32 protein-coding genes and 2 pseudogenes are annotated in these 25,366 nt (G+C 32.7%); 18 read left to right on the forward strand and 16 right to left on the reverse strand.

The window, feature by feature from the left end; translation table 11 throughout:
- Positions 1 to 96 precede the first annotated feature (96 nt).
- Positions 97 to 819 (forward strand): MBL fold metallo-hydrolase, encoded by a 723-nt coding sequence (locus ACZZ95_RS11280; RefSeq protein ID WP_463469074.1) that lies wholly within the window; start codon positions 97 to 99, stop codon positions 817 to 819.
- 122 nt (positions 820 to 941) lie between these two features.
- The gene (locus ACZZ95_RS11285; RefSeq protein ID WP_463469075.1) at positions 942 to 1,292 is read left to right on the forward strand and encodes a gamma-glutamylcyclotransferase family protein; all 351 of its coding nucleotides are present in this window, start codon (positions 942 to 944) and stop codon (positions 1,290 to 1,292) included.
- A gap of 167 nt (positions 1,293 to 1,459) precedes the next feature.
- On the opposite strand, the gene ACZZ95_RS11290 is transcribed toward ACZZ95_RS11285, so the two are convergent.
- On the reverse strand, positions 1,460 to 1,915 hold the full coding sequence (locus ACZZ95_RS11290; RefSeq protein ID WP_463469076.1) for an RNA polymerase sigma factor: 456 nt from the start codon (positions 1,913 to 1,915) through the stop codon (positions 1,460 to 1,462).
- 279 nt (positions 1,916 to 2,194) lie between these two features.
- On the opposite strand from ACZZ95_RS11290, the gene ACZZ95_RS11295 reads away from it, so the two are divergent.
- The 16 genes and pseudogenes from ACZZ95_RS11295 (at position 2,195) to ACZZ95_RS11370 (ending at position 16,552) form a co-directional block, all read left to right on the forward strand.
- Positions 2,195 to 3,343 (forward strand): FecR family protein, encoded by a 1,149-nt coding sequence (locus ACZZ95_RS11295; protein ID WP_463469077.1) that lies wholly within the window; start codon positions 2,195 to 2,197, stop codon positions 3,341 to 3,343.
- 244 nt (positions 3,344 to 3,587) lie between these two features.
- Positions 3,588 to 4,604, forward strand: a complete 1,017-nt coding sequence (locus tag ACZZ95_RS11300) for an STN domain-containing protein (RefSeq protein WP_463469078.1) — start codon at positions 3,588 to 3,590, stop codon at positions 4,602 to 4,604.
- The gene (locus tag ACZZ95_RS11305; RefSeq protein ID WP_463469079.1) at positions 4,540 to 6,870 is read left to right on the forward strand and encodes a SusC/RagA family TonB-linked outer membrane protein; all 2,331 of its coding nucleotides are present in this window, start codon (positions 4,540 to 4,542) and stop codon (positions 6,868 to 6,870) included. Before ACZZ95_RS11300 ends, ACZZ95_RS11305 begins: the two co-directional genes overlap by 65 nt.
- Complete coding sequence (locus tag ACZZ95_RS11310) at positions 6,791 to 7,174, forward strand: hypothetical protein (protein ID WP_463469080.1); 384 nt, start codon at positions 6,791 to 6,793, stop codon at positions 7,172 to 7,174. The genes ACZZ95_RS11305 and ACZZ95_RS11310 overlap by 80 nt, the downstream gene beginning before the upstream one ends.
- Positions 7,175 to 7,192: 18 nt before the next feature.
- Positions 7,193 to 7,882, forward strand: a complete 690-nt coding sequence (locus ACZZ95_RS11315) for a RagB/SusD family nutrient uptake outer membrane protein (RefSeq protein ID WP_463469081.1) — start codon at positions 7,193 to 7,195, stop codon at positions 7,880 to 7,882.
- A complete protein-coding gene (locus tag ACZZ95_RS11320; RefSeq protein WP_463469082.1) occupies positions 7,875 to 8,600 on the forward strand; it encodes a hypothetical protein in 726 nt (241 codons plus the stop codon). Before ACZZ95_RS11315 ends, ACZZ95_RS11320 begins: the two co-directional genes overlap by 8 nt.
- A 109-nt stretch (positions 8,601 to 8,709) precedes the next feature.
- On the forward strand, positions 8,710 to 9,870 hold the full coding sequence (locus ACZZ95_RS11325; RefSeq protein WP_463469083.1) for a redoxin domain-containing protein: 1,161 nt from the start codon (positions 8,710 to 8,712) through the stop codon (positions 9,868 to 9,870).
- A gap of 147 nt (positions 9,871 to 10,017) precedes the next feature.
- Positions 10,018 to 10,401, forward strand: a complete 384-nt coding sequence (locus ACZZ95_RS11330) for a DUF4369 domain-containing protein (RefSeq protein WP_463469084.1) — start codon at positions 10,018 to 10,020, stop codon at positions 10,399 to 10,401.
- A gap of 79 nt (positions 10,402 to 10,480) precedes the next feature.
- Positions 10,481 to 10,969: a peroxiredoxin family protein gene (locus ACZZ95_RS11335; RefSeq protein ID WP_463469085.1), complete on the forward strand. Its 489-nt coding sequence runs from the start codon at positions 10,481 to 10,483 to the stop codon at positions 10,967 to 10,969.
- Positions 10,935 to 11,156, forward strand: a complete 222-nt coding sequence (locus ACZZ95_RS11340) for a peroxiredoxin family protein (RefSeq protein WP_463469086.1) — start codon at positions 10,935 to 10,937, stop codon at positions 11,154 to 11,156. The genes ACZZ95_RS11335 and ACZZ95_RS11340 overlap by 35 nt, the downstream gene beginning before the upstream one ends.
- Positions 11,157 to 11,293: 137 nt before the next feature.
- Positions 11,294 to 11,632: an insulinase family protein gene (locus tag ACZZ95_RS11345; protein WP_463469087.1), complete on the forward strand. Its 339-nt coding sequence runs from the start codon at positions 11,294 to 11,296 to the stop codon at positions 11,630 to 11,632.
- On the forward strand, positions 11,596 to 13,209 hold the full coding sequence (locus ACZZ95_RS11350) for a M16 family metallopeptidase (RefSeq protein WP_463471659.1): 1,614 nt from the start codon (positions 11,596 to 11,598) through the stop codon (positions 13,207 to 13,209). Before ACZZ95_RS11345 ends, ACZZ95_RS11350 begins: the two co-directional genes overlap by 37 nt.
- A gap of 161 nt (positions 13,210 to 13,370) precedes the next feature.
- Positions 13,371 to 13,430: pseudogene (locus tag ACZZ95_RS11355) on the forward strand (hypothetical protein); the annotation flags it as partial.
- A gap of 43 nt (positions 13,431 to 13,473) precedes the next feature.
- On the forward strand, positions 13,474 to 14,082 hold the full coding sequence (locus ACZZ95_RS11360) for a M16 family metallopeptidase (protein ID WP_463469088.1): 609 nt from the start codon (positions 13,474 to 13,476) through the stop codon (positions 14,080 to 14,082).
- A 61-nt stretch (positions 14,083 to 14,143) separates the two neighbouring features.
- Positions 14,144 to 14,416 carry a hypothetical protein gene (locus tag ACZZ95_RS11365; protein WP_463469089.1) on the forward strand — a complete coding sequence of 91 codons (273 nt, stop codon included), beginning with the start codon at positions 14,144 to 14,146 and terminating at the stop codon, positions 14,414 to 14,416.
- 130 nt (positions 14,417 to 14,546) lie between these two features.
- Positions 14,547 to 16,552 (forward strand): annotated as a pseudogene (locus tag ACZZ95_RS11370) (protein-disulfide reductase DsbD family protein).
- A 79-nt stretch (positions 16,553 to 16,631) separates the two neighbouring features.
- On the opposite strand, the gene ACZZ95_RS11375 reads toward ACZZ95_RS11370, so the two are convergent.
- From ACZZ95_RS11375 to ACZZ95_RS11445, 15 genes are all read right to left on the reverse strand, one after another.
- Positions 16,632 to 17,030 carry a phage holin family protein gene (locus ACZZ95_RS11375; RefSeq protein WP_463469090.1) on the reverse strand — a complete coding sequence of 133 codons (399 nt, stop codon included), beginning with the start codon at positions 17,028 to 17,030 and terminating at the stop codon, positions 16,632 to 16,634.
- 155 nt (positions 17,031 to 17,185) lie between these two features.
- Positions 17,186 to 18,781, reverse strand: coding sequence for a fibronectin type III domain-containing protein (locus ACZZ95_RS11380; protein ID WP_463469091.1), 1,596 nt, complete (start codon positions 18,779 to 18,781; stop codon positions 17,186 to 17,188).
- Entirely contained in the window at positions 18,742 to 18,999 is a 258-nt protein-coding gene (locus tag ACZZ95_RS11385) for a hypothetical protein (RefSeq protein ID WP_463469092.1), read from the reverse strand. The genes ACZZ95_RS11380 and ACZZ95_RS11385 overlap by 40 nt, the downstream gene beginning before the upstream one ends.
- Before the next feature lie 26 nt (positions 19,000 to 19,025).
- A complete protein-coding gene (locus ACZZ95_RS11390; RefSeq protein ID WP_463469093.1) occupies positions 19,026 to 19,709 on the reverse strand; it encodes a hypothetical protein in 684 nt (227 codons plus the stop codon).
- A 15-nt stretch (positions 19,710 to 19,724) separates the two neighbouring features.
- Positions 19,725 to 19,943 carry a hypothetical protein gene (locus tag ACZZ95_RS11395; protein ID WP_463469094.1) on the reverse strand — a complete coding sequence of 73 codons (219 nt, stop codon included), beginning with the start codon at positions 19,941 to 19,943 and terminating at the stop codon, positions 19,725 to 19,727.
- Positions 19,895 to 20,800 (reverse strand): hypothetical protein, encoded by a 906-nt coding sequence (locus tag ACZZ95_RS11400; RefSeq protein ID WP_463469095.1) that lies wholly within the window; start codon positions 20,798 to 20,800, stop codon positions 19,895 to 19,897. The genes ACZZ95_RS11395 and ACZZ95_RS11400 overlap by 49 nt, the downstream gene beginning before the upstream one ends.
- Before the next feature lie 146 nt (positions 20,801 to 20,946).
- Complete coding sequence (locus ACZZ95_RS11405) at positions 20,947 to 21,249, reverse strand: hypothetical protein (protein WP_463469096.1); 303 nt, start codon at positions 21,247 to 21,249, stop codon at positions 20,947 to 20,949.
- On the reverse strand, positions 21,236 to 21,523 hold the full coding sequence (locus tag ACZZ95_RS11410; RefSeq protein ID WP_463469097.1) for a hypothetical protein: 288 nt from the start codon (positions 21,521 to 21,523) through the stop codon (positions 21,236 to 21,238). Before ACZZ95_RS11410 ends, ACZZ95_RS11405 begins: the two co-directional genes overlap by 14 nt.
- A gap of 156 nt (positions 21,524 to 21,679) precedes the next feature.
- Complete coding sequence (locus ACZZ95_RS11415; protein ID WP_463469098.1) at positions 21,680 to 22,057, reverse strand: hypothetical protein; 378 nt, start codon at positions 22,055 to 22,057, stop codon at positions 21,680 to 21,682.
- 3 nt (positions 22,058 to 22,060) lie between these two features.
- The gene (locus ACZZ95_RS11420; protein ID WP_463469099.1) at positions 22,061 to 22,531 is read right to left on the reverse strand and encodes a hypothetical protein; all 471 of its coding nucleotides are present in this window, start codon (positions 22,529 to 22,531) and stop codon (positions 22,061 to 22,063) included.
- 3 nt (positions 22,532 to 22,534) lie between these two features.
- The gene (locus ACZZ95_RS11425) at positions 22,535 to 23,017 is read right to left on the reverse strand and encodes a M15 family metallopeptidase (RefSeq protein WP_463469100.1); all 483 of its coding nucleotides are present in this window, start codon (positions 23,015 to 23,017) and stop codon (positions 22,535 to 22,537) included.
- A 382-nt stretch (positions 23,018 to 23,399) separates the two neighbouring features.
- Positions 23,400 to 23,870 carry a hypothetical protein gene (locus ACZZ95_RS11430; RefSeq protein ID WP_463469101.1) on the reverse strand — a complete coding sequence of 157 codons (471 nt, stop codon included), beginning with the start codon at positions 23,868 to 23,870 and terminating at the stop codon, positions 23,400 to 23,402.
- 64 nt (positions 23,871 to 23,934) lie between these two features.
- Positions 23,935 to 24,243 carry a hypothetical protein gene (locus tag ACZZ95_RS11435; RefSeq protein WP_463469102.1) on the reverse strand — a complete coding sequence of 103 codons (309 nt, stop codon included), beginning with the start codon at positions 24,241 to 24,243 and terminating at the stop codon, positions 23,935 to 23,937.
- A gap of 514 nt (positions 24,244 to 24,757) precedes the next feature.
- A complete protein-coding gene (locus tag ACZZ95_RS11440) occupies positions 24,758 to 25,069 on the reverse strand; it encodes a hypothetical protein (RefSeq protein ID WP_463469103.1) in 312 nt (103 codons plus the stop codon).
- A 2-nt stretch (positions 25,070 to 25,071) separates the two neighbouring features.
- Entirely contained in the window at positions 25,072 to 25,344 is a 273-nt protein-coding gene (locus ACZZ95_RS11445) for a zincin-like metallopeptidase toxin domain-containing protein (protein ID WP_463469104.1), read from the reverse strand.
- Between the last annotated feature and the right edge of the window lie 22 nt (positions 25,345 to 25,366).

A 25,366-nucleotide genomic window follows, 5' to 3' on the forward strand; every position in this document is an offset into this window, starting at 1 on the left:
TCGGTTTTATCGATTGATTTTATCGAAAAATAAGGTTTTACAAATATAGAAATTCTTAAGAACTTTGTGTTGTTATAAAATTAGCGCAAGAACAAAATGAAAATCATAGCTTTACAAGAAGGAAATTATATTGCAGATTCTAAAAAAGAATTCAAACTTATTACAGAAAAAACGACCGATTCTGGACTCAAAATGGCAATTCAGCCTTTTCTGGTTATTACAGATCATGATGTTATTTTACTTGATTTTGGTCTAGGATTTGTAAATGATGGAATTCCATTTATTCATCAAATCTTAAGAAAAAATAATATTGAGCCGGAACAAATTACAAAAATTTTGGTTTCGCATTTACACAAAGATCATATAGAAGGAATTGGTTACTTTGAGAATGGTAATTTGGTTCAAAATTTTCCTAATGCAACGATTTACATTCAAAAAAGAGAAATAGATTTTGCTTTAGAACAAATCAATAATCCGTCTTATGTTTTTGAAATATTAAGTGAATTGGAAAAACTTCCGAATGTTGAATTACTAGATTCTGACAGCGGAAAAATTACCGATGAAATTTTCTATGAAGTTTCGGCTGGACATACCAAATTCCATCAAGTATTTTGGATCAAAGCCAACGATGAAATTGTATTTTACGGCGCTGACGATTTACCTCAAAAAGTATATTTGTCAATGCACGTAGCCTACAAAACAGATTTTGATGGAAAGCGCGCCATGGAATCACGTAAAAAATGGGAACTGCAGGCTAAAGAAGAGAATTGGAAAGTACTTTTGTATCATGATATGAAGATGCCTGTTTTAGAGTTTTAGGGGGAGAAAGAAGAAAGAAGAAAGAGAATAGAAAATAGAAGAAAGAAGAAAGAAGAAAGAAGAAAGAAGAAAGAAGAAAGAAGCAAGAAGAAAGAAGAAGGAAGCAAGATAATAGAATAAAGATGAGAGATTTAGAATTAATTCCGGCTTTGATTATTTATGGTTCGCTGGCGCCGGGTGAATCAAATCATTCGGTTATGGATCCGATAAAGGGAGAGTGGAAAAAAGCAAGTATTAAGGGAAAGCTGGAAGAAGGTGGCTGGGGTTCTTCTTTAGGTTATAATGGTTTTATTTCTGTAAATCCTGATGAAGCAGAAACAATTAATTGTTATGTTCTTTTTTCTTATGATCTAACTCAGAATTGGGATTATCTGGACGAATTTGAAGGAGACGGTTATATTCGAATTCAAACAGAATACGAACTCGAAAATGGTCAAAAGGGAATTGGGTTTATTTATGCTTTAAAACAATAAAGTCAAAAGATTCAGATTAATTAATTTAGTCTGATTTTTTTTTCTTAGCAAATAATACAAACAAAACGCTTCTCACTTTTTCCTCTAGTGAAGAACGTAGAATAGAAAAGGCTTTAGTAATTTGAGCTTCAACGGTTTTTATAGAAACATCCAGATGCTCTGCAATTTCAATATTGGTTAAACCTTCTTTTTTTACTCAAAATAAAAACCTCTTTACATTTTGGAGGCAGATTTTGAATTTCCTTGTTTACAGCATTCAGAACTCTCTGAAAAGCTTCTGAGTCATCTTCTTGAACAATTCCGTTCAAAGCATCGTAATACGACTTTTCTAAAGAAAACAGAGATTGATTTTTTCGATATAAATCGATGAACTCATTATAAGTTAATTTGTAGAGAAAACTCTTTAAAGCGTGATCCGATTTTAATCTCGTGCGTTGTTCCCAAACCTTGATAAAAACATTTTGAACAATGTCTTCGGCACTGTAAACATTTTTTACCAAACTGTTGGCGTACACGCAAAGTTTATGATGATAAGTATCGATTAGATAGCTGTACGCCATTTCATCTCCATTTCTAAGAGACTCAATTAGTGTATCATTATCGTGGTAATCATCGGTTTTCATAGAAACAAATATATAAATTAATAGTTTTTAGGATCTAAATCGGCGTTTTTTTAATAAAAAATAAGTCCTTTTAGTATTTTCTATTTGAAAATTATTACAAATAAAACAGGTCAAAATCGCAAAGATAAAAACATTTACCCTTTAATCTCTATCAAATTAGTAGAATTTATTGAGGAAAAAAACTTGTGAAAAATAAAAAAATCATCAAAATGAAAAAAACTTTATCAAATTGTTAGGGTTTTGTTTTTTTGCTTCGTAATAATATTAAAAACAACTAAAATGACAGTGAAAAAATCAGAACGGTTAATCGTTAAATTTATCACAAATCAGGCAAGTCAGGAAGAAATTGAAACGCTGACAGAATGGTTAAAGGAGGATGAAAACCGAATTGTGTTTAAGGATTTTATAAAAACCAATTACGCAGTGGATACCGTTATGAACTCTTTTGATTCTACTGAAGTTAGAAAACAACTTTCAGAAAGAATTCAAAAAGAAAATAATGTTTTTAGAAAAAGAAGATTTTCATCGTATTTTAAATATGCGGCGATTTTAATTGTGGCTTTGGGCGACTTTTATTTTTATAAAAATTCAGATGCTCCTCAATCCAAACAAAATAGTGTCATTCCGAGAGAAGATGAAATTGTATTGCAACTTGGCGACGAATCGCAGACTCTTAATCCAAATGAAGCACGAAATGTAATCGATAAAGACGGAAATGTAATTGGAAAACAGGAAAAAAACAGATTGGTTTATTCTAAATCGTATGCAGAAGGAACTGCAGTTTACAATACAATTAGAATTCCGTACGGTAAAAAGTTTGAAGTACAATTATCAGATGGAACTTTGGTGTATTTAAACGCTGGAACATCATTTCGATATCCAGTGCAGTTTATAAAAAATCAAAACCGACAAGTTTATCTGCTTGGAGAAGCGTATTTCGAAGTTGAAAAAGACAAAATGCATCCGTTTCTCGTGAATACGCAGAATGTAAATGTTGAGGTTTTGGGAACTAAGTTTAATGTGGATACCTATACTGAAAATAGAAGCACAGATGTTGTTTTGGTGGATGGGAAAGTGTCGCTTTATAAAGATGAGAAAACGAAAGAAAATCCTGTTTATTTAAAACCTGGAGAAAAAGGTTCAAATATAAGAGGCCAATCGGTAATTAGAACGGAAGAAGTTAATACAGATTATTATACAGCTTGGGTAAAAGGAAGTCTGGTATTTAAAAATGCTTCTTTTAATGATATTATCCAAAAGCTGGAACGTCATTATAATGTAACTTTCATTAACAGAAATAAAATGCTGGGAAAAGAAATTTTTAATGCCCGCTTTGATAATGAACCAATTGAAGTAGTTCTGAAATATTTCAGCGATAGTTACGCCATAAATTATATTATTGACAGAGATAGAATTACGATTAAATAGAATTAAAAATTAAAAATTAAAGATTAAAGATTAAAGATTAAAGATTAAAGAAATCCATTATAATCTAAAATCAACAATCTAGAATCAACAATCTAAAATAAATATAAGCGCCTATGTAACACGAATCCAAAAATGAAAAGGATCGTTATTTATAAAAAAACCGGAAAATGCGCCAACATTTCCCGGTAGAGTAAATGCGGTCAGTTAATTAACCAACCAACATTAAAAAAAACATTTTAAAAGTATGAAAAAACTATTGAACAGAATCAGGTTCGACAAGCCTTTTTTGAAATTTGATTTGAAGATGAAATTGACCACATTATTTTTATTCACCGCCTTAACAATAATGCACGCCGGAACCAGTTATTCGCAAAAAGCTAAAATTTCTTTCAGCGCTAATAATATGACTGTTGCAAAAGCTATTGAAAAGCTTGAATACACGACCAACTATAGATTTGTCTACAATGTTAGATCTGTAGATTTAAACAGAATCATTACTATTAATGAGAGTAATGTTGCTATTGAAACACTATTAAATACCATTTTTGGAAATACGGGAACTGATTACAAAGTTTCTGGAAACCATATTGTTCTTATGGCGAAAAAAGCGCCAGAAGACAAGCAGACAGTAAAAGCTGAGGCAGATTTTATTGTAAAAGGTAGAGTTACAGACGAAAAAGGAATGCCTTTAGTTGGTGCCGCGATTTCTGATAACGGTTCAGGAAGAGGTGTACAAACAGATTTTAATGGAGAATATCAGATAATTACCGTAAGCAGTGAAACTACATTGGCATTTGCTTATTTAGGATATGTAAGACAAGAAATTAAAGTTGAAGGAAGAAGCGTTATCAATGTTGTTTTGAAAGAAGATGTTTTGGAATTAGAAGGACTTGTTTTAAAGACAGGTTATCAGGATATTAGTGCAGAAAAAGCAACAGGATCTTTTTCTAGTTTAAAAGCAAAAGATTTCCAAGAGCGACGTTTAAATAGTTTAGACAAAATTTTAGAAGGACGTATCGTTGGATATCAAGATGGGAAAATTCGTGGTACAACTACTATGACGGGTGTAAGTGCGCCTTTATATGTAATTGATGGATTTCCGGTAGAGAATACAAAATTAACTCCGTATGCGAGTATAGAAGAAAATTTACCTAATCTGAATTTAGAAGATATTGAAACTATTACAGTTTTAAAAGATGCTGCAGACTTCTTCGATCTATGGTGCACGTGCGACAAATGGAGTTGTGGTTATTACCACTAAAAAAGCAAAAGCAGGAAAGACAACTATTTCCTTTTCAAGTAATTTAACAGTTACGCCTTATAGAAATTACACAGGAAACTTAACAAATTCAGCAGATATTATTGGTTTAGAAAGAGGATGGGCAGATGGAAATCCTAATTTAAAAACGGCTAATGCAAGTACTTATGCACAGTCAATGCTAAATAATGCTGTATTTACAAGTTTAGGAATGCAGACTATTTTAAACGGTTATGCCGGAAATATTTCGCAGGCAGAAATGAACGGTCGCTTAGATCAACTGGGTTCTCAAGGTTACAAATACTTTGATGATATTGCACGATATGCAAAACGCGATCAGTATTTTCTACAGCACAATCTTAGTTTAGGTAAAGCAACAGAAACAAATAGCTTTAATGCTTCTTTGACATACAAAAGCAATCAGCTTGAAGATATTTATTCTGAAAACGAAACAGTTGGTCTTAACTTAAAAAACTCAACACAAATTAACAGCTGGTTGTCTTTAGATTTAGGATCTTACACCAATTTTGGTACAGGAGATACGCAGAGTTATTTTGCTTCAAATCCTAATTTTACTTCGGGACCTGGATTTAAATATCAGCCGTATAATCAATTGGTTAATAATGATGGAACTAATTTTGTTTCTACGCCAGAATCTCGCTACAATGCTTTTACGCTAAATTCTATCAAAAATTATGGTCTTTATGATATGAATATTACGCCAATGGATGAGTTTGGAAGAAATTTAGTTGAAAGTAAAAATTTCTTAAACAGAACATTTGCCAAGGTTAATATAAAATTCAGTAATGCCTTTACATACAATGCTATGTTTCAATACGAATTTGGTTCAGATCGCCAAAGTCAGTTATTTGATAAAGACTCGTATTACGTAAGAAGTAAGGTAAATGGTATGGTAACAATTGCGAATAACAGAGCAGTTTATAATTTGCCTTACGGAGACATTGTAAAAAATACAGAGCAGATTACAAATGCGTATAATTTCCGTCAGCAGTTAAATTTCAATCAGACTTTTGCTGACAAGCATGATTTTTCTGCCATTGCAGGTATGGAAATTCGTCACAGTAAGTTACAATTTAATAATAACACACGTTACGGATATGATGCTCAGACCTTAGGTTTTACGCCCATAAATCAGTCAGATCTTCTTAAAGTTTACGGAAGTGTGTTTAGTGGATATATGATACAAGACGAATTTTCATTAGAAAAAGAATTATTAAATCGTTACGTTTCTCTTTATGGAACAGGAGGTTATACATATGATAAAAAGTATTCAGTATCTGGAAGTTTAAGATGGGATCGTTCGAATCTTTGGGGAACAGACAGTGAATATCAAAATAAGCCTACATGGTCAGCTGGAGCAGGATGGAATATCGATAAAGAATCATTCTTTACAGCTTCATGGGTAGATGCGCTTAAAGTTCGTGTTTCTTATGGTATAGGAGGAAATATTGCAAAAGATTCTGCTCCCTATTTAACAGCTTATTATAATTCTAATCCAAATGTTGGAGGAAATCAGGGAACCGTTCGATCAAGACCAAATCCAGAATTATCTTGGGAAAAAACTACTACAACAAACGTCGGTTTAGATTTCTCACTCTTCAACAGCAGATTAGGAGGAACTGTAGATCTTTATAACAAAAAAGGAGAAAATTTATTAGCAAGCAGTCAAGGAATTCCAACAGAAGGATGGGGATATTCTACCTATAAAATCAACAACGGAGAAATGACTAACAAAGGTATCGAAGTTAGTTTAAGAGGAACAATTGTTAAAACACCTTCATTCTCTTGGGACGCGGCAGTTTTATATGCTTACAACAAAAACAATGTCGATTATGTAAATGTAAAAGCACCTGTTTATTACTTACAGTTGGATCAAGCACAGTCTTTTCCTAGAGTAGGTACCAACTTTAATTCTATTTATGGTTACAAATGGGCAGGATTAAGCAGTACAGGAATTCCTCAGGTTTATGATGCTTCAGGAACTGCGGTAAAATACAATCCAGGACAATTGGAAGCGATTGATGACTATGGTTCAACAGTTCCTACACACAGTGGTTCTTTCCATACTTCAGTTAATTATAAGAATTTCTCGCTTTCGGCTCTTTTCATTTATGAGTTAGGACATAAGGTAAGAAATAGTTTCCTTCCAATGTTAGCCAACAATTATAATGGTGCTTGCAGGAGGTTATGTAACAGATATTACAGTTGTAAACAATCATATTGCAGATCGTTGGATGCGACCTGGTGACGAAGCTTTTACAAATGTCCCTAGAGCAGTTTATGAATATGATCCAGAATTTAATTCAGATTCCCGTACAATTTATTCGTATGCAGATATCAATATTTTGGATGCTTCAAATCTGAGATTAAGCAACATTTCCTTAGCGTACCAAATGCCAAGTGCACTTATTAAAAAAGTAAAACTAGACGGCGTACGTTTCAACTTAAACGCAGAAAACGTTTACACTTTTGCAAAGAGCAGAGATGCTAAGTTTATTTTAGGCGGTTTCACTTCTCCAAGTTTTGTTTTAGGTGTAAATGTTAATTTCTAATTTATAAAGGACTAGACGATGAAAAATATATATAAAAAGATAGCGTGCTTATTAGCTTTAGGAGCAACATTAGTCTCTTGCGAAGATTATTTGAGCGATGTTCCAAAAGGATCAAAATCACCAACAACATTAGCAGATTATGAAGCTTTTTTACGTGACGAATATACCAATCACAGAGTTGATATTACTGGCGCTTCACAATTATTAAATGACCAATATGTAACTGTTGCTTCTCTAGCAAGTAATAGATTGTATAATGCCAATTATATGTGGGACGAAAATGCCGATCGTATTGCATTGAAGGTTTCAGATGAAACGGCGTATTATGCCAGCTATCAAGGAATTTCTACTTTTAATTTAATTATCGAAAATGCATTAAGTACAACTAAAGCAACAGAAGCAGAACAAAGAATAGTTTGGGCAGAAGCAAAAGTACTTCGTGCCATGAATTACTTTAATCTGGTTAATTTTTATGCAGATACTTATGTAGCTTCAACAGCTTCAACAAAATTATCAGTTCCCTTAATTACGAGTGCAAATATTAATGCGCCAAGCAAACAAGTCACAATTCAAGAATTGTACGATTTTATTTTGAATGATGTTAAAGAAGCGGCTGCCTTATTTGCCAAAAGTTTCTCAGACAGCTTTACATCCAAATTTAGGCACAGGTTATGCATTTTATTCAAGAGTTTATCTGCAAATGAATAATTATACAGAAGCGTTAAAATATGCAGATTTGGCATTGGCAGAAAATAATAAATTGTTTGATTGGATTGGATATTACAATACCAATAAAGCAGTTATCGATGTTCCGAATTCTTATACTGCTACAACTTCTCCTATGGGATTTAATTATGTAGAAAATTATAATTATCGTCACGGTATTACAAATAATTTATCGACAGAAAACAGTATTCCAGTAGAACGCGCGCAGCGTTTTGAAGCTGGAGATACACGTTTTATATCTCGTTGGAAAATTTACACTGTTGGTGCCGAAACGTATTACAGAAGAACTTTGTCTGGCTTTTTTAACTTCGGAGGGATCACAACTGTAGAAGTGTATTTGATTAAAGCAGAATGTCTGGCTCGCGATAATAAAATTAGCGAGGCGTTGGGAGTTTTAAATACAGTACGTAAAACGCGTATTCTGCCAGCTTCTTATCAAGATATTTCGACTACAGATCAGGCCACTGCATTGAGAGCTATTTTTAGAACAAAAAGTAATGAACTTACTAATACCTTGATTGCTTTTGCAGACGCACGCCGTTTAAATGCTGAGGGTGTTTATAAAGTAAGTTTCACCAAAACAGCAAACGGGAATACTTACACATTATCATCAGATTCTCATTTATGGACAATGCCATTTCCTCAAGGTGCTACACAAAACCCAGGAAACGGAACAATTACACAAAATGTAGCTAAATAATAAATTAAAAGCTTCCTGATTAGGAACTCCGAAAGGGAAGTTTTTTTTAAAATATCAATCAAAAAAATGAAAGTAATTAAATATAAAATAGCAGGCATTATCAATCTGTTTGTTTTTAATTTCAAACAACGGTACTGCTCAAAAGAAAAAAACGGCAGTTCCAGCGGCGACGTCTTATTCTATTGAAGGAAATATTACGGGGCTTCAAGATGGAACAACTGTACAATTAGTTCCTGGAGCAACACATTCTTCTGAATTACCAGTTGCAGAAACAACAGTTAAGGAAGGCAAATTTGCTTTCACAGGAAAATTAAATGAACCGAGATCTTTTTATTTAGTGTTTGGAAAAAACAAAGGATACATTAATTTAATAGCCGAAAATGCTAAAATAAAAGTTACAGCAGATGCATCAGTTTCAAATAAAGAAGATGAGCGAATTAGTTTTAAAAATGAAGTTATTACAGGATCTAAATCGAATGATTATTTTAAAAAGGAAACTGCTTTTAAACAAGAATTAAACAAAGATTACGAAGCTTATCATAAAGGTACCGAAGAACTGGCAAAATTATATTCTAAGGCGAGAACTACCGGCAATAAAAAAGTAATGGATTCTATTGCTAATACTCCAGAATGGAAAAAATTTGAAGCAGATGAAAAAGCATTCTTTGCTAAAGTAGAAAAAAGTACAACAGATGTTATAACAAAACACAAAGCAACTTGGTGGGGGCCGTTTTTTATGATAACTCAATTCAGTTATTTTACGCCCGACCAAAAACCTCTTTTTGAGCAATTTTCAGAAACGGCTAAAAAAAGTTATTACGGACAATTGGTTGACAAAGACTTGAATCCTACATCGCTAATTGGGACAAGTGTTGCTAATTTTAATTTGAAAGATGCGACCGGAAAAGCGTATACAACAAAAGAAATTGTAGCCGGAAAAAAATACATTTTAATTGATTTCTGGGCTTCGTGGTGCGCGCCTTGCCGCAAGGAAATTCCAAATCTTAAAACCGCTTATTCTGAATATGCTGAAAAAGGATTCGAAATTTTAAGTATTTCAATTGATAAAGATGAAAAAGCTTGGCAAAAAGCTTTAGGTCAGGAAAATATGCAGTGGCACAATCTTTTAGATGATAACAAAGTGAGTAAATCATTTAATGTAAAAACAATTCCAGCAACGTATTTAGTTGATAGTAAAGGTGTAATTATCGGCGACAATTTAAGAGGTGCAGATTTAGAAGCGAAATTAAAAGAATTATTGAAATCTTAATTTGAAATTAAAAATTGAGAATTAAAAATTAAAAAAATGAGTTGAGCAGTAGAGTTCTGTTTGTTTAATAAGTGAAACGTCTTTTTTAAAGCCAGCAGATCTATGTCTCTATGTGTTCAAATAAAAAATAACAATAAAAATAATAACATGAAAAGTACAATCTTAAAATCTGGTTTGTCTGCCTTAGCGCTGATGGCCGTGCTTTCTTCCTGTTCAAAAAAAGAAGAAGGATTTATTATTAACGGTACAATTGCCGGATTAGATAAAGGAACTGTTTATCTGGAAAATACAGATGAAAAAGGAAACAAAAAAATAGCAGATTCTGCCCAAATCAATAAAGACGGAGCTTTTACTTTTTCGGGAAAAGTTTCAGAACCATTATTATATACCATTAAATTAAAAGGAGAAGAATATGGTGCATTTTTTCTTTTAGATAATGAAGAAATAAAAGTAGAAGCCAAAAAAGATTCTATTTTCAAAGCTAAAGTCAGCGTATGCGCAAAACGATATTTACAAGTCGTACTACGATAACGAATTCAAAAAAATACAAAAGATTGCTGGGCCAATTTATAAATTATCTGATTCTTTACAACAAAATGGTAAAGTAAAATTGACTGCTGAACAGCAAACGATGATGGATAAAAAATGGAAAGATCTTCAAACTCTAGCTGATGATTTAACCGATAAATTTATCAAAAAAAACAAAGATAAAGTTGTCACTGCTTTAGTAATTAATGACCGAATTGTATCATACGGAACTCCAGAACAAGTAAAATCGTACTATGCTGTTTTATCTCCAGAAATACAAAAATCAGTTTACGGAAAACAGTTAAAAGAATCAATCGATCTTAATGAGAAAACAGCTGTTGGCGTCGTCGCTCCAGAATTTTCTCAGACTGATGTAAATGGAAAAGTGGTTAAATTGTCTGATTATAAAGGGAAATATGTTTTAGTAGATTTCTGGGCAAGCTGGTGCGGTCCATGCCGAAAAGAAAATCCGAATGTAGTTTTGGCTTACAAAACGTATCATGATAAAGGTTTTGATGTTTTGGGAGTTTCATTAGATGATAAAAAAGAAACTTTGGGAAAAAGCAATTGAAAAAGACGGATTAACTTGGACACACGTTTCTGATTTAAAAGGATGGCAAAACGAAGTCGCAATCTTATACGGTGTAAAAATGGTTCCAACGAACTATTTAATTGGACCTGACGGTAAAATCTTAGCCAAAAATCTTAGAGAAGCTGAACTTCAATCGAAACTGAAAGAAATTTTTAGTAAATCATAATTATTAGTCATAGTATTCAGTCTCAGTATTCAGTCTCAGTCTCGGTCTCAACAAAACTGTAACTGAAAACTGTGACTGAATACTGTGACTGAAAACTAAAAAAGCGACTGAAAACTAAAAAAAATCTCAATTAAAAAATGAAAAAATACATCTTTCTAGGCTATTGCTCATTAGCATTCTGTACGCTTATTTCAGCTCAGAATAAATCGGTTAACTTTAAGAAAATAAAAGAGTTAGGCGGGATAGAGGAATATTTATATCAGCCAAACGGCATGAATGTGTTGCTTTTGCAGGACAATGCTTCTCCTGTTGCCACTGTACAAATTGTATATCGTGTAGGTTCTAAACATGAAGTTTTGGGAAACACAGGATCTACGCATCTTTTAGAACATTTAATGTTTAAAGGAACTCCGACTTTCAACAAAAAAATGGAAATACAATTACAGATGTACTCCAGAATACAGGAGCACAGTTAAACGCAACCACTTGGTACGATCGTACAAATTATTTTGAAACACTTCCTAGCGATAAAATCGAATTGGCAATTCAGATTGAAGCCGACAGAATGCGTAATTCTCTTTTGACAAAAGAAGATAAAGAAGCAGAAATGACGGTTGTTCGTAACGAATTTGAAAGAGGCGAAAACAATCCGAATGCGCTATTAGATAAAGAAATCTGGGCTTCGGCTTACATCGCGCATCCGTATCATCATTCCACAATTGGGTGGAAATCTGATATTGAAAAAGCACCAATCGAAGTATTGAAAAATTTCTACAATACGTATTATTGGCCGGATAACGCTACTTTGACTATTATCGGCGATTTCAAAAAAGAAAATGTTTTTGAATTGATCGAAAAGTATTTTGGCCAAATTACAAAAGCGCCAAAAGAAATGCCTCAGCCTTATACACAAGAGCCTCAGCAATATGGTGCACGTAAAATTATAGTTAGAAAACCGGGTGAACTTGGCGTTGTAAACAAAGCGTACAAAATTCCAGGAGCTTTAAATGAAGATCTTCCGGCGCTGAACATTTTGGCTCAAATTATTGGATCAGGACCATCGGCAATTTTAAGTAAAACTTTTGTAGACACTCGTTTAGGAATTTACGCAAGCGCACGCGCAACTAATTTTAAAGAAGTTGGACTTTTTACGATAAGTGTTGGTTTTCCAACCACTTCGAAACACGAAGATATTGATGCAAAAATCAGCGAAGTTGTGGCTAAAATTCAAAAAGAAGGTGTAACACAGGATGAGGTAAATAGAGTTGTGGCAAAAATTAGTGCACAGACTATTTTAGCTAGAGATGGATCTGGGGTAATTGCATCGGCATTAAACGAAGCAATTGCTTCTGGCGACTGGACAGATTATATTACGGGTGTTGACAGACTGAAAAAAGTAACCCCTGCAGATGTGCTTCACGTTGCACAGAAATACTTGGTAGAAGATCAAAGTACAACAGGATATTTTATTCCGAAACAATCTGGTTCTCAAAATGCCACTACTGCAAATGCGACTAAATTCACCGAAGAATATGGTCCGTTTTATTACAGACATCCAGAAAATGAAAAGGGTCACGAAGAAAGTCTTGCTGGCTCATCTTTAATAAAAAATACATCAGAAGAAATAACTTCTGCAGAAAGTTTAATCGAAAAATCAGCATCAGCATTCAAAAGAGAAAAAGTATCTGGAATTGATGTTGTTTCGGTGAAAACTTCAGCAAAAGATTTCGTTACCGTTGTGACGAGTATTTCGCTTGGAAATTATGCAAGCGAAACTAAAAACGATGTTATTCCGGCTTTAACAGCGTCAATGTTATCAAAAGGAACAACGCTAAACGACAAATTTAAATTTTCAGAAAAACTGCAGAAATTAGGCGTTTCTTTAAATGTTAATGCTTCAACTTTCAAAATAAATATTGGATTCAAATGTTTGAAAAAAGATCTGGATCAGGTAATTGCTTTATTGGCAGAAGAATTGAGAAATCCGTTGTTTGATACCAAAGAATTTGAAAATTTAAAACAGCAGTTTATTGGAAACACGACGAGAGTTTAAATGATCCTGGGGAAAGGGGAGATATTGCGTTGTCTCAGGCTATTTATCCAAAAACAAATCCAAATTACAGTTTAAGTGTTGAAGATAATATTGCCAATATTAAAAATGCAGGATTGGATGAGGTTAAAGCTTTCCACAAAAAATATTTTGGAACAGCATCAATGCGTCTGGTAATCGTAGGAGATACCGATGGCGCTAACTTAAATGCTTCCTTAAAAAAATCATTTAAAAACTGGAATGGCGGTGTTACAGAAAAACTAAAATTTGAAGAAGCTTCAAAATCTGCTTGCAAAAACAGAAGTAATTACGATTCCAGAAAAACCAAGTGCAGAATTATACATCGGTCAGTTTACAGGCTTAAAAAGAGCCGACGCCGATTATATTCCGTTTTTTATTGGAAATTATACTTTGGGAGCTGGTTTCGCTGGACGTTTAATGCAGACTGTTCGTGATAATGACGGTTTAACGTATAGTATTTCATCTGGTTTAGGCGGTAATATAGAAACAGGTGGTTATTGGTTTGTAAATGCATCTTTCAATCCTGGATTATTTCAAAAAGGCCTGGACGCTACAATGGTTCAGGTTGATAAATGGGTAAAAGAAGGAATTACGGTCGCCGAATTAGAAAACAAGAAAACCAATTTAATCGGAAGTTTTAAAGTAGGAATGTCGACTACAAGCGGAATGGCGAGAACCATTTTGAGTTTTATAGAAAGAGGCTTAGAACCAAATTACATTGACCAATATCCAAAAGATATCGAAAAAGCAACTTTACAACAGGTAAATGATGCGATTAAGAAATACATTCAATTGGATAAAATGATTGTTGTAAAATCTGGCTCTCTAGATCAAAATGGAGCACCGTTGAAATAGTTTTCAGTTTTTAGTCTCAGTTTTCAGTCTAGGAAAGCCAACTTTGTCAAAGTTTTAAACTTTGACAAAGTTATACTCTGCGACTGCGACTGCGACTGCGACTGCGACTGCGACTGCGACTGCGACTGCGACTGCGACTGCGACTGCGACTGCGACTGCGACTGCGACTGCGACTGCGACTGCGACTGCGACTGCGACTGCGACTGCGACTGCGACTGCGACTGCGACTGCGACTGCGACTGCGACTGCGACTGCGACTGCGACTGCGACTGCGACTGCGACTGCGACTGCGACTGCGACTGCGACTGCGACTGCGACTGCGACTGAAAACTAAAACCAACAATTTTTAATAGTCGTCTTTCATTATTTTCATTTAAGAATCTGAATTAGTAAGCCATTTTCTATGAAAGACCAAAAGAGCTGTCTGCCAACAGCTCTTTTTTTTTAATCCGAAACCAAAAACGATGAAAAATATCCTAATTACATTACTGTTATTTCTTTCAGGAAGTATGTCTGCACAAATGTACAATCCTGTAAAGTGGTCAACATCAGTAGAAAAAATAGCAGATAGAGAATATGTTTTAAAAGCTCAGGCTGTTATACAATCCGGCTGGCATTTATACGGACAATATATAGAAGAAGGCGGGCCCTCGAGAACTGCTTTCACTTTCAAAAATGCCAATAAAAATTTTCAGCTTATCGGAAAAACAACCGAAGAAAAAGGGCATGAAGTAGTAGATAAAATCTTCGACATGAAAATTAAATATTTTGAAGATAAGGCGCTGTTTACGCAGAAGATCAAATTTACTTCAGATCAAATTTCGAACATTGCAGGCGAAGTTGAATTTATGGTTTGCGATGACAGCAATTGTTTACCGCCAACAGCAGAAGAATTATTATTTAAAATTCCGAAAGACAATAAATTAATTGTTACAGAAAGTACAGTTGTAAAAGAAGATTCAGTAATTAAAGAAGAAAAAACGATTGTTAAGGCAGAAGAAAAAGCTCCAAAAGCAGTAGTTGATTCTCAAAAGAAAAATGAATCAAGAGGTTTGTTAAATATTTTTATCATAGCTTTTTTATCTGGCTTTGCTAGCTTTATTAACACCCTGTGTTTTCCCGATGATTCCGATGACGGTAAGTTATTTTACCAAACAAAGTAAAACGAAAGCGACCGGAATTAGAAACGCCCTGATTTACGGAATTTCAATCGTAATTATTTATGTCTTATTAGGTTCAATTGTAACGGCAATTTTTGGTGCCGATTCTTTAAATGCGCTTTCAACAAATGTATGGTTCAATTTAATTTTCTTTATTTTATTGGTTGTTTTTGCCTGTTCATTTTTGGGAGCTTTCGAAATTATGCTTCCAAATGCATTAGCGAATAAAGTCGATTCGCAGGCAGATAGAGGAGGGCTGATTGGAATTTTCTTTATGGCTTTGGCTTTAGCAATTGTATCATTTTCATGCACGGGTCCGATTGTTGGAACATTATTAGTTGAAGCGACTTCAAAAGGCGGAATTGCCCCAATTGTTGGGATGTTAGGTTTTTCTTTCGCAATTGCGTTACCGTTTTCATTATTTGCGGCATTTCCAGGCTGGTTAAATGCGCTGCCAAAATCGGGCGGATGGTTGAATACAGTGAAAGTAGTTTTAGGATTTTTAGAACTGGCTCTGGCTTTTAAATTTTTATCCAATGCCGATTTAGTCGTCGCAGTTACATTGGTTAGAAAGAGAAGTTTTTCTTGCGATTTGGATTGCCGTTTTCGGAATGTTAGCTTTTTATTTATTTGGAAAAATTACTTTACCTCATGATTCATCGCTAAATCATATTTCAGTTGGAAGATTAGGTTTCGGATTAATCGTTCTGACTTTTACAATTTATCTAATTCCGGGACTTTGGGGCGCGCCACTAAAATTAATCAGCGGATTTCCACCGCCAATGCAGTACAGCGAATCTCCAAACGGACTTGGAGTTTCTGGTAATTCTGAATTGAAAATTACGGGATCACTGCCAGAAGGAGCAGAGCATGGACCGCAGAATATAATCACTTTTCATGATTATGATAAAGGAATGGAATTTGCCAAAAAAGCTGGAAAACCAGTTTTGCTAGATTTTACCGGGTATGCTTGTGTAAACTGTAGAAAAATGGAAGAATTGGTTTGGTCAGATCCGAAAGTGCTGGGAATTCTGAATAACGATGTCGTTTTGATTTCCTTGTATGTGGACGACAAAAAAGAACTGCCGGAAAATGAGCAATATGTTTCCGAAACCACAGGAAAAAAAATTAAAACAATCGGCAACAAATGGAGCGATTTACAGATTAAAACGTACAAAGCAAATGCACAGCCGTTTTATGTAATTGTAGATCATAATAGTGAAAGTTTGGCTGAGCCATCGGCTTATAATCCTGATATTGAAGAATATTACGCTTGGTTGCAAAGCGGGATTCAGAAATTTAGAAAATAATATTGTTGCTATAAAAGAAGCTCCAAAATTTGATTTTTGGAGCTTTTTTTTCAAACAAGTAATTTGTGTTTAATTAATTCTATTTTTCCATATGATATTTAGGATCAATGGCTAACAATAATTTTTTAAAGAGCTGGATCAAACGACTTCTTATAGAGTTGAGAATAAGTGTTATGGCATCAAAGTTTTCTACTTCTTTTTTTGTTTTGATTGCTATAATATTACTGATTATCGAGATTCCGTCGCTTACAATTAGTAAATTCATCACTGCTGTTACAAACCAATTAAAGTTGTAATTAAGTCCTTTGCTCATTAAGGCCAAAGCAGTTGGAATTAATAAAACAGCTAGCTTTGAAACAAAACCTACCGCTAATTTTTTGAAAGTAAAACGATTGTTTAATACTATAGTTTTGATAACCCCCAAAAAAGTATCCATTATCATTAGGTAAAATAAAACCTTGACAATTCCTGTATCCATTTCTAAATAAATAAAAATTCCGTACAGCAGTAGTTTTAATTCATTTGAGTATTCTGAAATTTTTGCATCATTGGTATTTTGTTTTAGAGTTTTTGGAGTGGTAGAGAGAAATCTTTTGGGATATTAAACCCAAAAGATTATGAATTAGAATTATTTTATGAAGATCTGCCCGTTACTGTCACAGTATTACTGTAAGGAGACGTGTAGCCATTTGAATTGATTCGAATTTGATATGAATAAGTTAAACCATTTGATAATTTATCATAATAAAAAGTATTAGTTGATGTTTGTAAAAGCATAGGTCCACCACCATTTATACTGCGATATAATTCATAAGTTAGAACCTCTGTATCAATATAGTTAGGCCATTGGAGTGTCATACTTTCACCTCCATAATAAGCATGTTGTAATGTAGGTACCGTTGGATTTACAGGAGTTATATCTAAAGTCGTCGCATTTACAGTTGCAGGATCTGATAAATTTTCTGCATTATCTTTTGCTCTGATCTGGAAGGAATAAGAAGTATTGGGAGATAATCCCGTTACATTATAAGTTAGAACGTTTTTTCCTAATTCGATTAAAGGAGTATTACTATTATCTTTATAAACCAGATAATCAGTAACACCAATATTATCATTTGACGCAGTCCAATTTAATGTTAAACTTCTAGTCCCAATATTTGAAACAGTTAAATTAGTAGGAGATGTTGGTGGTGTTGTATCACTTGACTTGCCCGTATATTCTATAAAACTAACAACTCTGTAAGGATTCATAAGAGAAAAAGCTAATCCTCCTCCAGCACTCCCCGAATTTTCTGATATGTTTGATCCTAATGGATTATCATCACTGTTTGTTTTGTAACCTCTTCCTGAAATTGCTTTTTCATAACTGTGCGTATGCGGTGGAATTTCATTAATATTTAGTTTTTTCTCTTTATTTCCTCCCAATTTTGATAATGCATTAAATGCAGAATCATTTACATCTAACCCAACAGGCATTCTACCTCTCAAAGGAACATATTCTTCCCATCCTTCTGGAAATGGCGCTGGTTTTCCCCAAATGGCAATCATTCCAATTGGAACCGTAGAAGCAGGTCTGCTTTCTAAAACTGTAATACGGTTAATTAGGGAGTCAATTAATGTGTTATTTTTATTAATCTGGTTTTGTTCATCTAAAACTAATAGAGAACCATTTGAAGTTGTTGAATTTAAATTGTCTAAATATACTTTTCCTCCAATATATGTTCTTTCCCAATCTGAATTGTAATTTAGCGTAATACTTGTTTCTGTCTGTACGCTACTGTCAACTAATGCTCTGCCTAGATAATCCCCGGGATGTTTTAATCCCCTTCTGCTTGAAGATCCAAAATTAAAATCGGTTGCTCTTACACTAGCGTCATAGTTTTCTCTAGTGTCTAATCTTGATAATTTGTAATTTCCTAAATCTAAATCTCCCTGCATTGCTTTTGAACCGTCAAGAGGAAGATAAGACTGATTAATTAAATTAATATCTGCTTCAATAGATTTAAGATCTTTTAAAATTTTAAAATTTTGTAAATTATAATAATTAACAGTTAAAGTATCATTATTTTGGAGATTTGCTGGACGATTTGAATAATCAGATTGACTGATATACGTTGCTTCATAATCAAAATAAGCAGTTTGTGAAGCTCCTGTTCCGTATACCAAACTGGTTCCTGTTCTTGTAGTTTTTAAATAACCAGTATTTGAGCCTTCAGTAATTGGATACAAAATTCCAGGAAGGGGTAAATTATTTTCGTCCCTATTAATAATTGCCCAACCTTTTGTCGCATTGTCGCGTGAGCAATAATATAGTTTTTATCTGTTTCAATGCTTAAATGCGATTTTATTGCTTCGTATAATTCAGACCTGTAAGCTGTCTGAAGTCTTTCTAAAGTTTCCTGCTCAAGAGGAAAACCTCCAGGATGACTAAAATTTACTTGTTTCATTTTTTATCTATTTTTAACGTCTCTTTTTATTTTGTGATTTTATTTTCTATTGTGTATCCATAACTTTCATAACTTTTACCTGCTAGTTTATAGAAGTTTAAAAGATTATGATATTCTGGAGAACTGATGTTAATGGCTTCAGTTTGTGAGACAGAAGAATCTTCATTTGTTTCGGCTACTATAGTTTTATTTTTAATTAAAGCTTCAGGAATGAAAACTCTGAAATTGGCATAAGAAATTTTTGTGTAATCTTCGAAATGTGCTAAATAAATAGGTTTGTAATCCTTGTCTTTATATTCATCATATTTAACATCATGTTTAAAAATCTTAAATAACGGAATTCTTAAATCTCCTTGAACCCTCGTTCCATCTTCTAAAATTTTATCTGGATTATAATACTCTTTATGGAGATACAAGTATTGCAATGAAGGTTTAATAGATTCATCGATATAAATTAATCCTTGTTGTCGTTTTTGTTCAATACTTAAATTAGGATCGTAATTTTTGGAGATATTAAAAGCTTCATTTAATACTTTTTCCAGATAAATTACCTGTCCTGTATCTTGCATTTTATAAAGAATCTTTTCATAAAGGGAATGAAGTGGAGTAAGAAGAACATCCAGCCAGTCCACATGCGTTTTTTTCCTGAGAATAGGAGGGATGAGCCATAACAACAGCTTTTCCCATTTTAAAATGGTATATTTATTCATTGTAAATGTATTAGACTATTGTTCATCTCTGTAAAATGTATAAGGAATATAGTTTATGTCTATCTGAAGTGTATCCATATCAAAATAACCCGCACTTGGAATAAAGTATTCAATATTCGTTACATCTTTTAAAATAAGATTTTGTTGATCATTAGGATTCGCTGCAGAAGCGGTTTCTACCTTATTTAAAATTGGAATTTTAATTCCTGCGGCTTTCTGAATGGCATCAACCAAAAAGTTTTTACAAAAGCGCCATTAAATTCAATGTTTTTTAAGTGATTTTTAATTGCATCTAATACAGGAAATATTGTATCGTTCAAGATTAATGACCCGTTTCTTGTATCTAATGGCTCTTTCGATAGCGCTTCTTCGTATTTTGTTAATTTGGTTTGTTCGTCCTCTTTTAATTCTCTGGTTAAACTTTTTAACTGATAATATTCAATGTCTTTTGGGTTTATAAAAATCGTTAGAGGATCGACGTAAACATTTAAACTTAATTTTAGATTATCGCCATCATCAGAAGTGATATAAATTTGATTTCCTGCGTCTTTAATTTTTGAGATGTATTCTTTAAAAGCAAAAAGTTCATTCGGGACATCAATTCTAGAGATTTTATCTCCTTTTTGTGTTGCTACCTTTATAAAAACCACACCGACTTTATTATGGAAGTAATCAGAGAATATTTCTGCTGGTTTTTTTTCAGGATCTAGAACTGTTTCCAAATCAATTTCGCTTACGGCGCAATATTTTATTATTTTAGAGTCTTCAATTTGTGCTTCAGAAAGATTAGTAGTGTCAAATTGATACGAGCCATCTTTCCAAATCAATGTCATTTCTTTACTCGAATCTGGCTCAAGAGGAGAACCATAATGAAAATTTAAAGCCTGTTCGCGATACCAGTTTAAGGTATGCGGTCTCGAAATGAGAGCATTTTTTTCTACTATTTTTTCATGGACCCAAATAGCAGTCGCCACTATATTTACCCAAAGCCCCCAGATACTGGTTTTAGATTCTGTGAGTCCGCTGAGGGAAGACTGCTTTCTTTTTTCAATCAGAATTTCATTCTGTATTTCAGCAATTGTACGTGCCATATTATTTTTTTAGATATAGTTAGCCTGTAAGACATGTGTAATATGCTTATAGATAGTTATTTATGTTATTTTTATAGATGCTCGCAGAAATGCAGTTTTTGTATTAGAAATTTCTAAAAAGGAGAAATTTTTAAGCTAACTGCTTATTAATAGATAATAAAATCATCTTCAATAATCATATAATCAATTCCGGAAAAGTTGTCCAGTAGATATTGTTCTTCTTCACTAATTGAAGTGGCAGGTTTTAAATTTCGGGTATTGTAATATTCGACAATATCTTTTTTAAAAGCCTCTCTGCCAATTTTTAAATCGTTGTAAACAGAAAGATCTTCTGTAAGGTCAAATTGGTCATTGTCTTCTAAAATGTCGAATACTTTCTCTATACTGCCGTATTCTTGCAGTGAGATATCAAAAATGTTTTGATTTTCTTGTGGTTTAATAGTTTCCATCGATTTTAATGTTTTGTAAATCGTTGACATCTAACGTTTTTACATGAAAGTTGTCATACGCTAATTGTTTGTCTATTTCGTTTTCTAGTCTCAGCCTCGAAGTTGTATCCGGGCTGTTGATGTATTTTTTAATTCCTACTCCAAGAATAGGAAACTCTTTATAGCTTCCTTTCTGGCTTAACAATAGATGCTCTATGTTTTGCTGATCAGCGTCTTTAATGGCAAAGTCACCATTTGTAATTAACAAGTCTTCATCTATGATAAAATCTTTCATATGTAGTTATTATTTATTGTTTTATTAATTGAAATCATCTTTGAATCTGCGCGCGATATTCAAGAAAATGATATTTTATTTGATACTGTAAAAATAAGCTTTGTGCATTTCTTAATCAAGATTTTAAAGCTTAGTAATCAGTAGTTTCAGTAGCTTTTAAAACTCTTTTATAACAGATTTTGTTAGTTTAAAAAGTAATTTTAAACTGCGGAAATAATCAATTTGCTTGCTAATTTGAATAATGATCTTTATAATGTTATTCTTAATGGCATTCAGTTTGATTTTTGAAATCCCTGCAGTTTGTAATGCTTGCAATGCTGTTAAGTCTAACTGACTTTTTAAAAGCCATTCCAACTCTTCTTCGGTTAAATCTCCAGTTGAAAATAGAATAATCCAGCGCTCCAGTTTTTCTTTGGATGTTTGCAAAAAAATGTTGAGATCTTTTTCCAGTTGAGGTTTAAGATCTTTATAGCTGTTTGCTAGAATAGTTTTTAATTCCCTTTTTAAGTTTTCTATTAATTTGTCTTGGTTCATTTTCTATGAATTAAGGTTTATTAAATCGATAAGTTCATCTTTTGATTGTTTGTCTTTTTTGATTTCATATTGAATGAGCAAATCAAAAGCCTCCAAAATTTGTTTTTTTGATTCTTCTAAAAATGATTTCGATACCAATCCTTTTGTTTCCCAGCGTTTGAAAAAGCCTGCCACAAGATTTTTTTCTTTATCACTAAGCAATTTCCACATTTGAAAAGTGATTTCGTTATTGGGTTTGTTTTTTTCGTATTCGATAAGTTTTTCAATGTTAAGAAACAGTTTTTCAATCTCTTGTTGATTTTCAGAATAGGGCATTGTGGACTTATTCATTAAATTGACCGTTTCTACTTTCAACTCGATTGTTTTTTCATAAGAATACTGATCGAACAAGGCAGTTCTGGTAGAGTTGCAGGATGAAATTGCCAAAGAAAGAATAATTAAAAATGCGAAATGTTTTAATTTGAAATGCTTCATTTGTTATTTGTATAAGATTACATAATTTTTTTTGTCACGCTTAAGTTTGCTAAGCACTTTCCAGTCATCGTATCCTTTTTTATCAAAGTGAGGCAGATCTTTAAAAGTTTTCCAGTCTCCGCCCCAGTTCCAGCCATGTTTTTTGAAGATGTCAACACATTCCTGCCAATCCGAAATCTTATCGTCATCCCAATCTTTTGCTGTGTCCCATGAGGCAGTTTTTCCGTCTATTATCAGGCAGATGTCTACTGCAAAGCCATAATTGTGAATAGACTGACCGCCTTTGGCATTGGTTACTTTTTTTCCTGGTTTAGTTCGGCCAAAAGCATAAAGATCTTCCTGCTCTTGAAAAGTTCTCAGACCTTGCGTAATACGAATTTTTGCTCTTCCAGTTAATGCGAGGTCACATTCTTCGATGATTTTAGTAACTTCTTCCCTCACGGAAGGATGAAGCAAATCAATGTGTTTTTTTGTTGTTTGATCCATATTGTGTTTATTAATGATTTAAGAATAAAAAGACTTTCCCGATTGTTTGAAAAACAATCACGGTGTTAAATTGGCGATAAGATTTTTTGTGTTTTTGAGTTTTTAGAATTGAAAAAAACTCATTTTTTATTCTCATTTTGAGATTAAAATGTGGTTTTATTTAGACTGTAAAAATACGCCTAAATAGACTGATTTAGAAATATTATGGTTGCGTAAAACAGTAGTTTCAGCAGAAGATTTTTATCTTTTTTTGTTTTTGTTTTGGATAAAAAGGACAAAAAAATACCCGTGTTTCTGGTTGAGAAAGACGGGTATTCAAAGTTTAAAAAAAGATGTTTTTAATAGTACCTCTTGCACATAACTTAAGCTTAATTTTAAGAAATTAATATTTGAATTCTACTTTATAATCTCCATCATACCATTCTCTTTTTAGCATTTTTATCATGATATCAACAACATGAATCATATCATCTGTATATAAAGGACCTGTCCACTCAACTATTGTATGCGGACGATCTTTAATATCTTGCATTTTATTTAGTTTTTCTGGGAGTAATTTTTCTCCTTCTTCTTGAATTAACTTTTTTGCTAATTCAAAAACTTCAATAATTTGTAATTCTCTTTTTGTATTAAAAGCCAAATAATCATCGAATAAAATAAACATTATACCATGTTGATGCCCTTTAGTGATTTCGTTAAAATCTTCAAAAGTCTCTAAATACCATTCTGGTTTATCTTCTAAACCTATTTGTTCAAATGCATTTACAATAAATGCAGTAATGATTTCAAATTTAAATTCTCGAATCCAAAATCCTTTATCTTTTTCATAACTAATATATGTTGTACTTGGCATGATGTTGTGTTTATATTTAAAAATAATTTCAAATTTATCTTTATATTCAAATAGAAATTATAATTTAATAAGAACCATCAACTTCTATATATCCTGCCTTTTTCATTATATAAAGTAACTCTAAAGTTTCTGCATCAAAATATGCAAAGCAAAACATACCTTCAAACAGTGAAATAATCTCGCCATTTTTATCGTATTCTATTTGGTCTTCAGTATGAAAAGATACTACATATACTTCTTTTTCTGTTTTGTCATCTCTTAACTCTTTTAACTCTTTTTCTCGACACCTTAAGCCAATATCTTTGTCGTATGAAAAATTATTCTTTGCAATCCATTTTTTTAAAGACTTAAGTACTTGTTCTTTTGGATTCATAATAAAAACTATATTAGTCAATACTCAAATACATTAGTTTATTCTCATCTAGACATTCTTTAGCTATTAAATAAATATCATTAAAAGCCGTCAAGCGACCATCGGTCACAGCTTGATTCCTTGTGTCAACTTTTACATCTTTATTAAAAACGACTATAGTATAACCATCTTTAGCAGGTTTTCTAATAGACAGAATGTGATTTATTTCACGTTCAAAAACATTTTTTATTCCTAAAGTTTCTTCAGTTGATAGTTCGATATCAATTATATTGTTTTTATTTGCTTTTTCTGGAATGATTTCTTTTAATAAATCTAAAATAACAGAATATTTTAAATCAACATCATGATTGTGCCAGTGATATTTATAAGGAGATTTTTCGTTTATTGGTTGAAAATCTCTGTAGTTTTTCCCTTTAAAATGGTATTGCTTAGTACTAAGAAGGCGCCATATAAATGTTCATCTAAAATTGCTAGAATTTTACTTCTTTCACTCATAATTTATTCTTTCAAAAATTTAATAAGAACCATCAACTTCAATGTATCCCGTGTTTGAATTAATATAGAGTAATTCTAATGTTTCTGCATCAAAATAGGCATAATGGTATATCCCTTCAAATAATGAAGTAATCTCACCTTTCTTATTATATTCTATATCGCTTTCTGTTTTAAAAGATACTACATAGACTTCTTTTTCTGTTTTACCATCTCTTAATTCTTTGATTTCTTTATCCCTGCATCTAAAACCAATATCTTTGTCATAAGTAAGAAAATTTGATTTTTCTATCCATTTTTTTAAAATTTCAAGGATTTGCTCTTTAATATCCATATCTATTTTATTTTTGTTATATCAATATTATGATCAATACAGTCTTGAATAACATCATTAATATATTTCTGTGCATGTCTTAATTGTGAATCGCTAAATTTAGCTTTATTTTTCATAATTTCATCAAAAACATATTTTTCTCGTTTATAAGTTCTAATTAAGTCAAGTGTAAGATCTCCACTTATGTCTTTAGCTCCTTTAAGATATTCTTCCCTTCCTAGCTTTTTAAATTCTTCAAAGTGCTTAAATTCATGAAAAATTTCATATTCTGTCATTCCTTTTTCTACATAGAGATTA

The organism is Flavobacterium sp. AC267 (genome assembly GCF_979258715.1).

What these genes read in the sequence shown, in the direction of transcription:
- ACZZ95_RS11280 (WP_463469074.1), top strand. Translation starts at nt 97, where the DNA reads ATGAAAATCATAGCTTTACAAGAAGGAAATTATATTGCAGATTCTAAA.
- ACZZ95_RS11285 (WP_463469075.1), top strand. Translation starts at nt 942, where the DNA reads ATGAGAGATTTAGAATTAATTCCGGCTTTGATTATTTATGGTTCGCTG.
- ACZZ95_RS11290 (WP_463469076.1), bottom strand. Translation starts at nt 1,915, where the DNA reads ATGAAAACCGATGATTACCACGATAATGATACACTAATTGAGTCTCTT.
- ACZZ95_RS11295 (WP_463469077.1), top strand. Translation starts at nt 2,195, where the DNA reads ATGACAGTGAAAAAATCAGAACGGTTAATCGTTAAATTTATCACAAAT.
- ACZZ95_RS11300 (WP_463469078.1), top strand. Translation starts at nt 3,588, where the DNA reads ATGAAAAAACTATTGAACAGAATCAGGTTCGACAAGCCTTTTTTGAAA.
- ACZZ95_RS11305 (WP_463469079.1), top strand. Translation starts at nt 4,540, where the DNA reads ATGCTGCAGACTTCTTCGATCTATGGTGCACGTGCGACAAATGGAGTT.
- ACZZ95_RS11310 (WP_463469080.1), top strand. Translation starts at nt 6,791, where the DNA reads ATGGTGCTTGCAGGAGGTTATGTAACAGATATTACAGTTGTAAACAAT.
- ACZZ95_RS11315 (WP_463469081.1), top strand. Translation starts at nt 7,193, where the DNA reads ATGAAAAATATATATAAAAAGATAGCGTGCTTATTAGCTTTAGGAGCA.
- ACZZ95_RS11320 (WP_463469082.1), top strand. Translation starts at nt 7,875, where the DNA reads ATGAATAATTATACAGAAGCGTTAAAATATGCAGATTTGGCATTGGCA.
- ACZZ95_RS11330 (WP_463469084.1), top strand. Translation starts at nt 10,018, where the DNA reads ATGAAAAGTACAATCTTAAAATCTGGTTTGTCTGCCTTAGCGCTGATG.
- ACZZ95_RS11340 (WP_463469086.1), top strand. Translation starts at nt 10,935, where the DNA reads ATGATAAAAAAGAAACTTTGGGAAAAAGCAATTGAAAAAGACGGATTA.
- ACZZ95_RS11345 (WP_463469087.1), top strand. Translation starts at nt 11,294, where the DNA reads ATGAAAAAATACATCTTTCTAGGCTATTGCTCATTAGCATTCTGTACG.
- ACZZ95_RS11375 (WP_463469090.1), bottom strand. Translation starts at nt 17,030, where the DNA reads ATGGATACAGGAATTGTCAAGGTTTTATTTTACCTAATGATAATGGAT.
- ACZZ95_RS11385 (WP_463469092.1), bottom strand. Translation starts at nt 18,999, where the DNA reads ATGAAACAAGTAAATTTTAGTCATCCTGGAGGTTTTCCTCTTGAGCAG.
- ACZZ95_RS11390 (WP_463469093.1), bottom strand. Translation starts at nt 19,709, where the DNA reads ATGAATAAATATACCATTTTAAAATGGGAAAAGCTGTTGTTATGGCTC.
- ACZZ95_RS11400 (WP_463469095.1), bottom strand. Translation starts at nt 20,800, where the DNA reads ATGGCACGTACAATTGCTGAAATACAGAATGAAATTCTGATTGAAAAA.
- ACZZ95_RS11405 (WP_463469096.1), bottom strand. Translation starts at nt 21,249, where the DNA reads ATGGAAACTATTAAACCACAAGAAAATCAAAACATTTTTGATATCTCA.
- ACZZ95_RS11410 (WP_463469097.1), bottom strand. Translation starts at nt 21,523, where the DNA reads ATGAAAGATTTTATCATAGATGAAGACTTGTTAATTACAAATGGTGAC.
- ACZZ95_RS11415 (WP_463469098.1), bottom strand. Translation starts at nt 22,057, where the DNA reads ATGAACCAAGACAAATTAATAGAAAACTTAAAAAGGGAATTAAAAACT.
- ACZZ95_RS11420 (WP_463469099.1), bottom strand. Translation starts at nt 22,531, where the DNA reads ATGAAGCATTTCAAATTAAAACATTTCGCATTTTTAATTATTCTTTCT.
- ACZZ95_RS11425 (WP_463469100.1), bottom strand. Translation starts at nt 23,017, where the DNA reads ATGGATCAAACAACAAAAAAACACATTGATTTGCTTCATCCTTCCGTG.
- ACZZ95_RS11430 (WP_463469101.1), bottom strand. Translation starts at nt 23,870, where the DNA reads ATGCCAAGTACAACATATATTAGTTATGAAAAAGATAAAGGATTTTGG.
- ACZZ95_RS11435 (WP_463469102.1), bottom strand. Translation starts at nt 24,243, where the DNA reads ATGAATCCAAAAGAACAAGTACTTAAGTCTTTAAAAAAATGGATTGCA.
- ACZZ95_RS11440 (WP_463469103.1), bottom strand. Translation starts at nt 25,069, where the DNA reads ATGGATATTAAAGAGCAAATCCTTGAAATTTTAAAAAAATGGATAGAA.
- ACZZ95_RS11445 (WP_463469104.1), bottom strand. Translation starts at nt 25,344, where the DNA reads ATGACAGAATATGAAATTTTTCATGAATTTAAGCACTTTGAAGAATTT.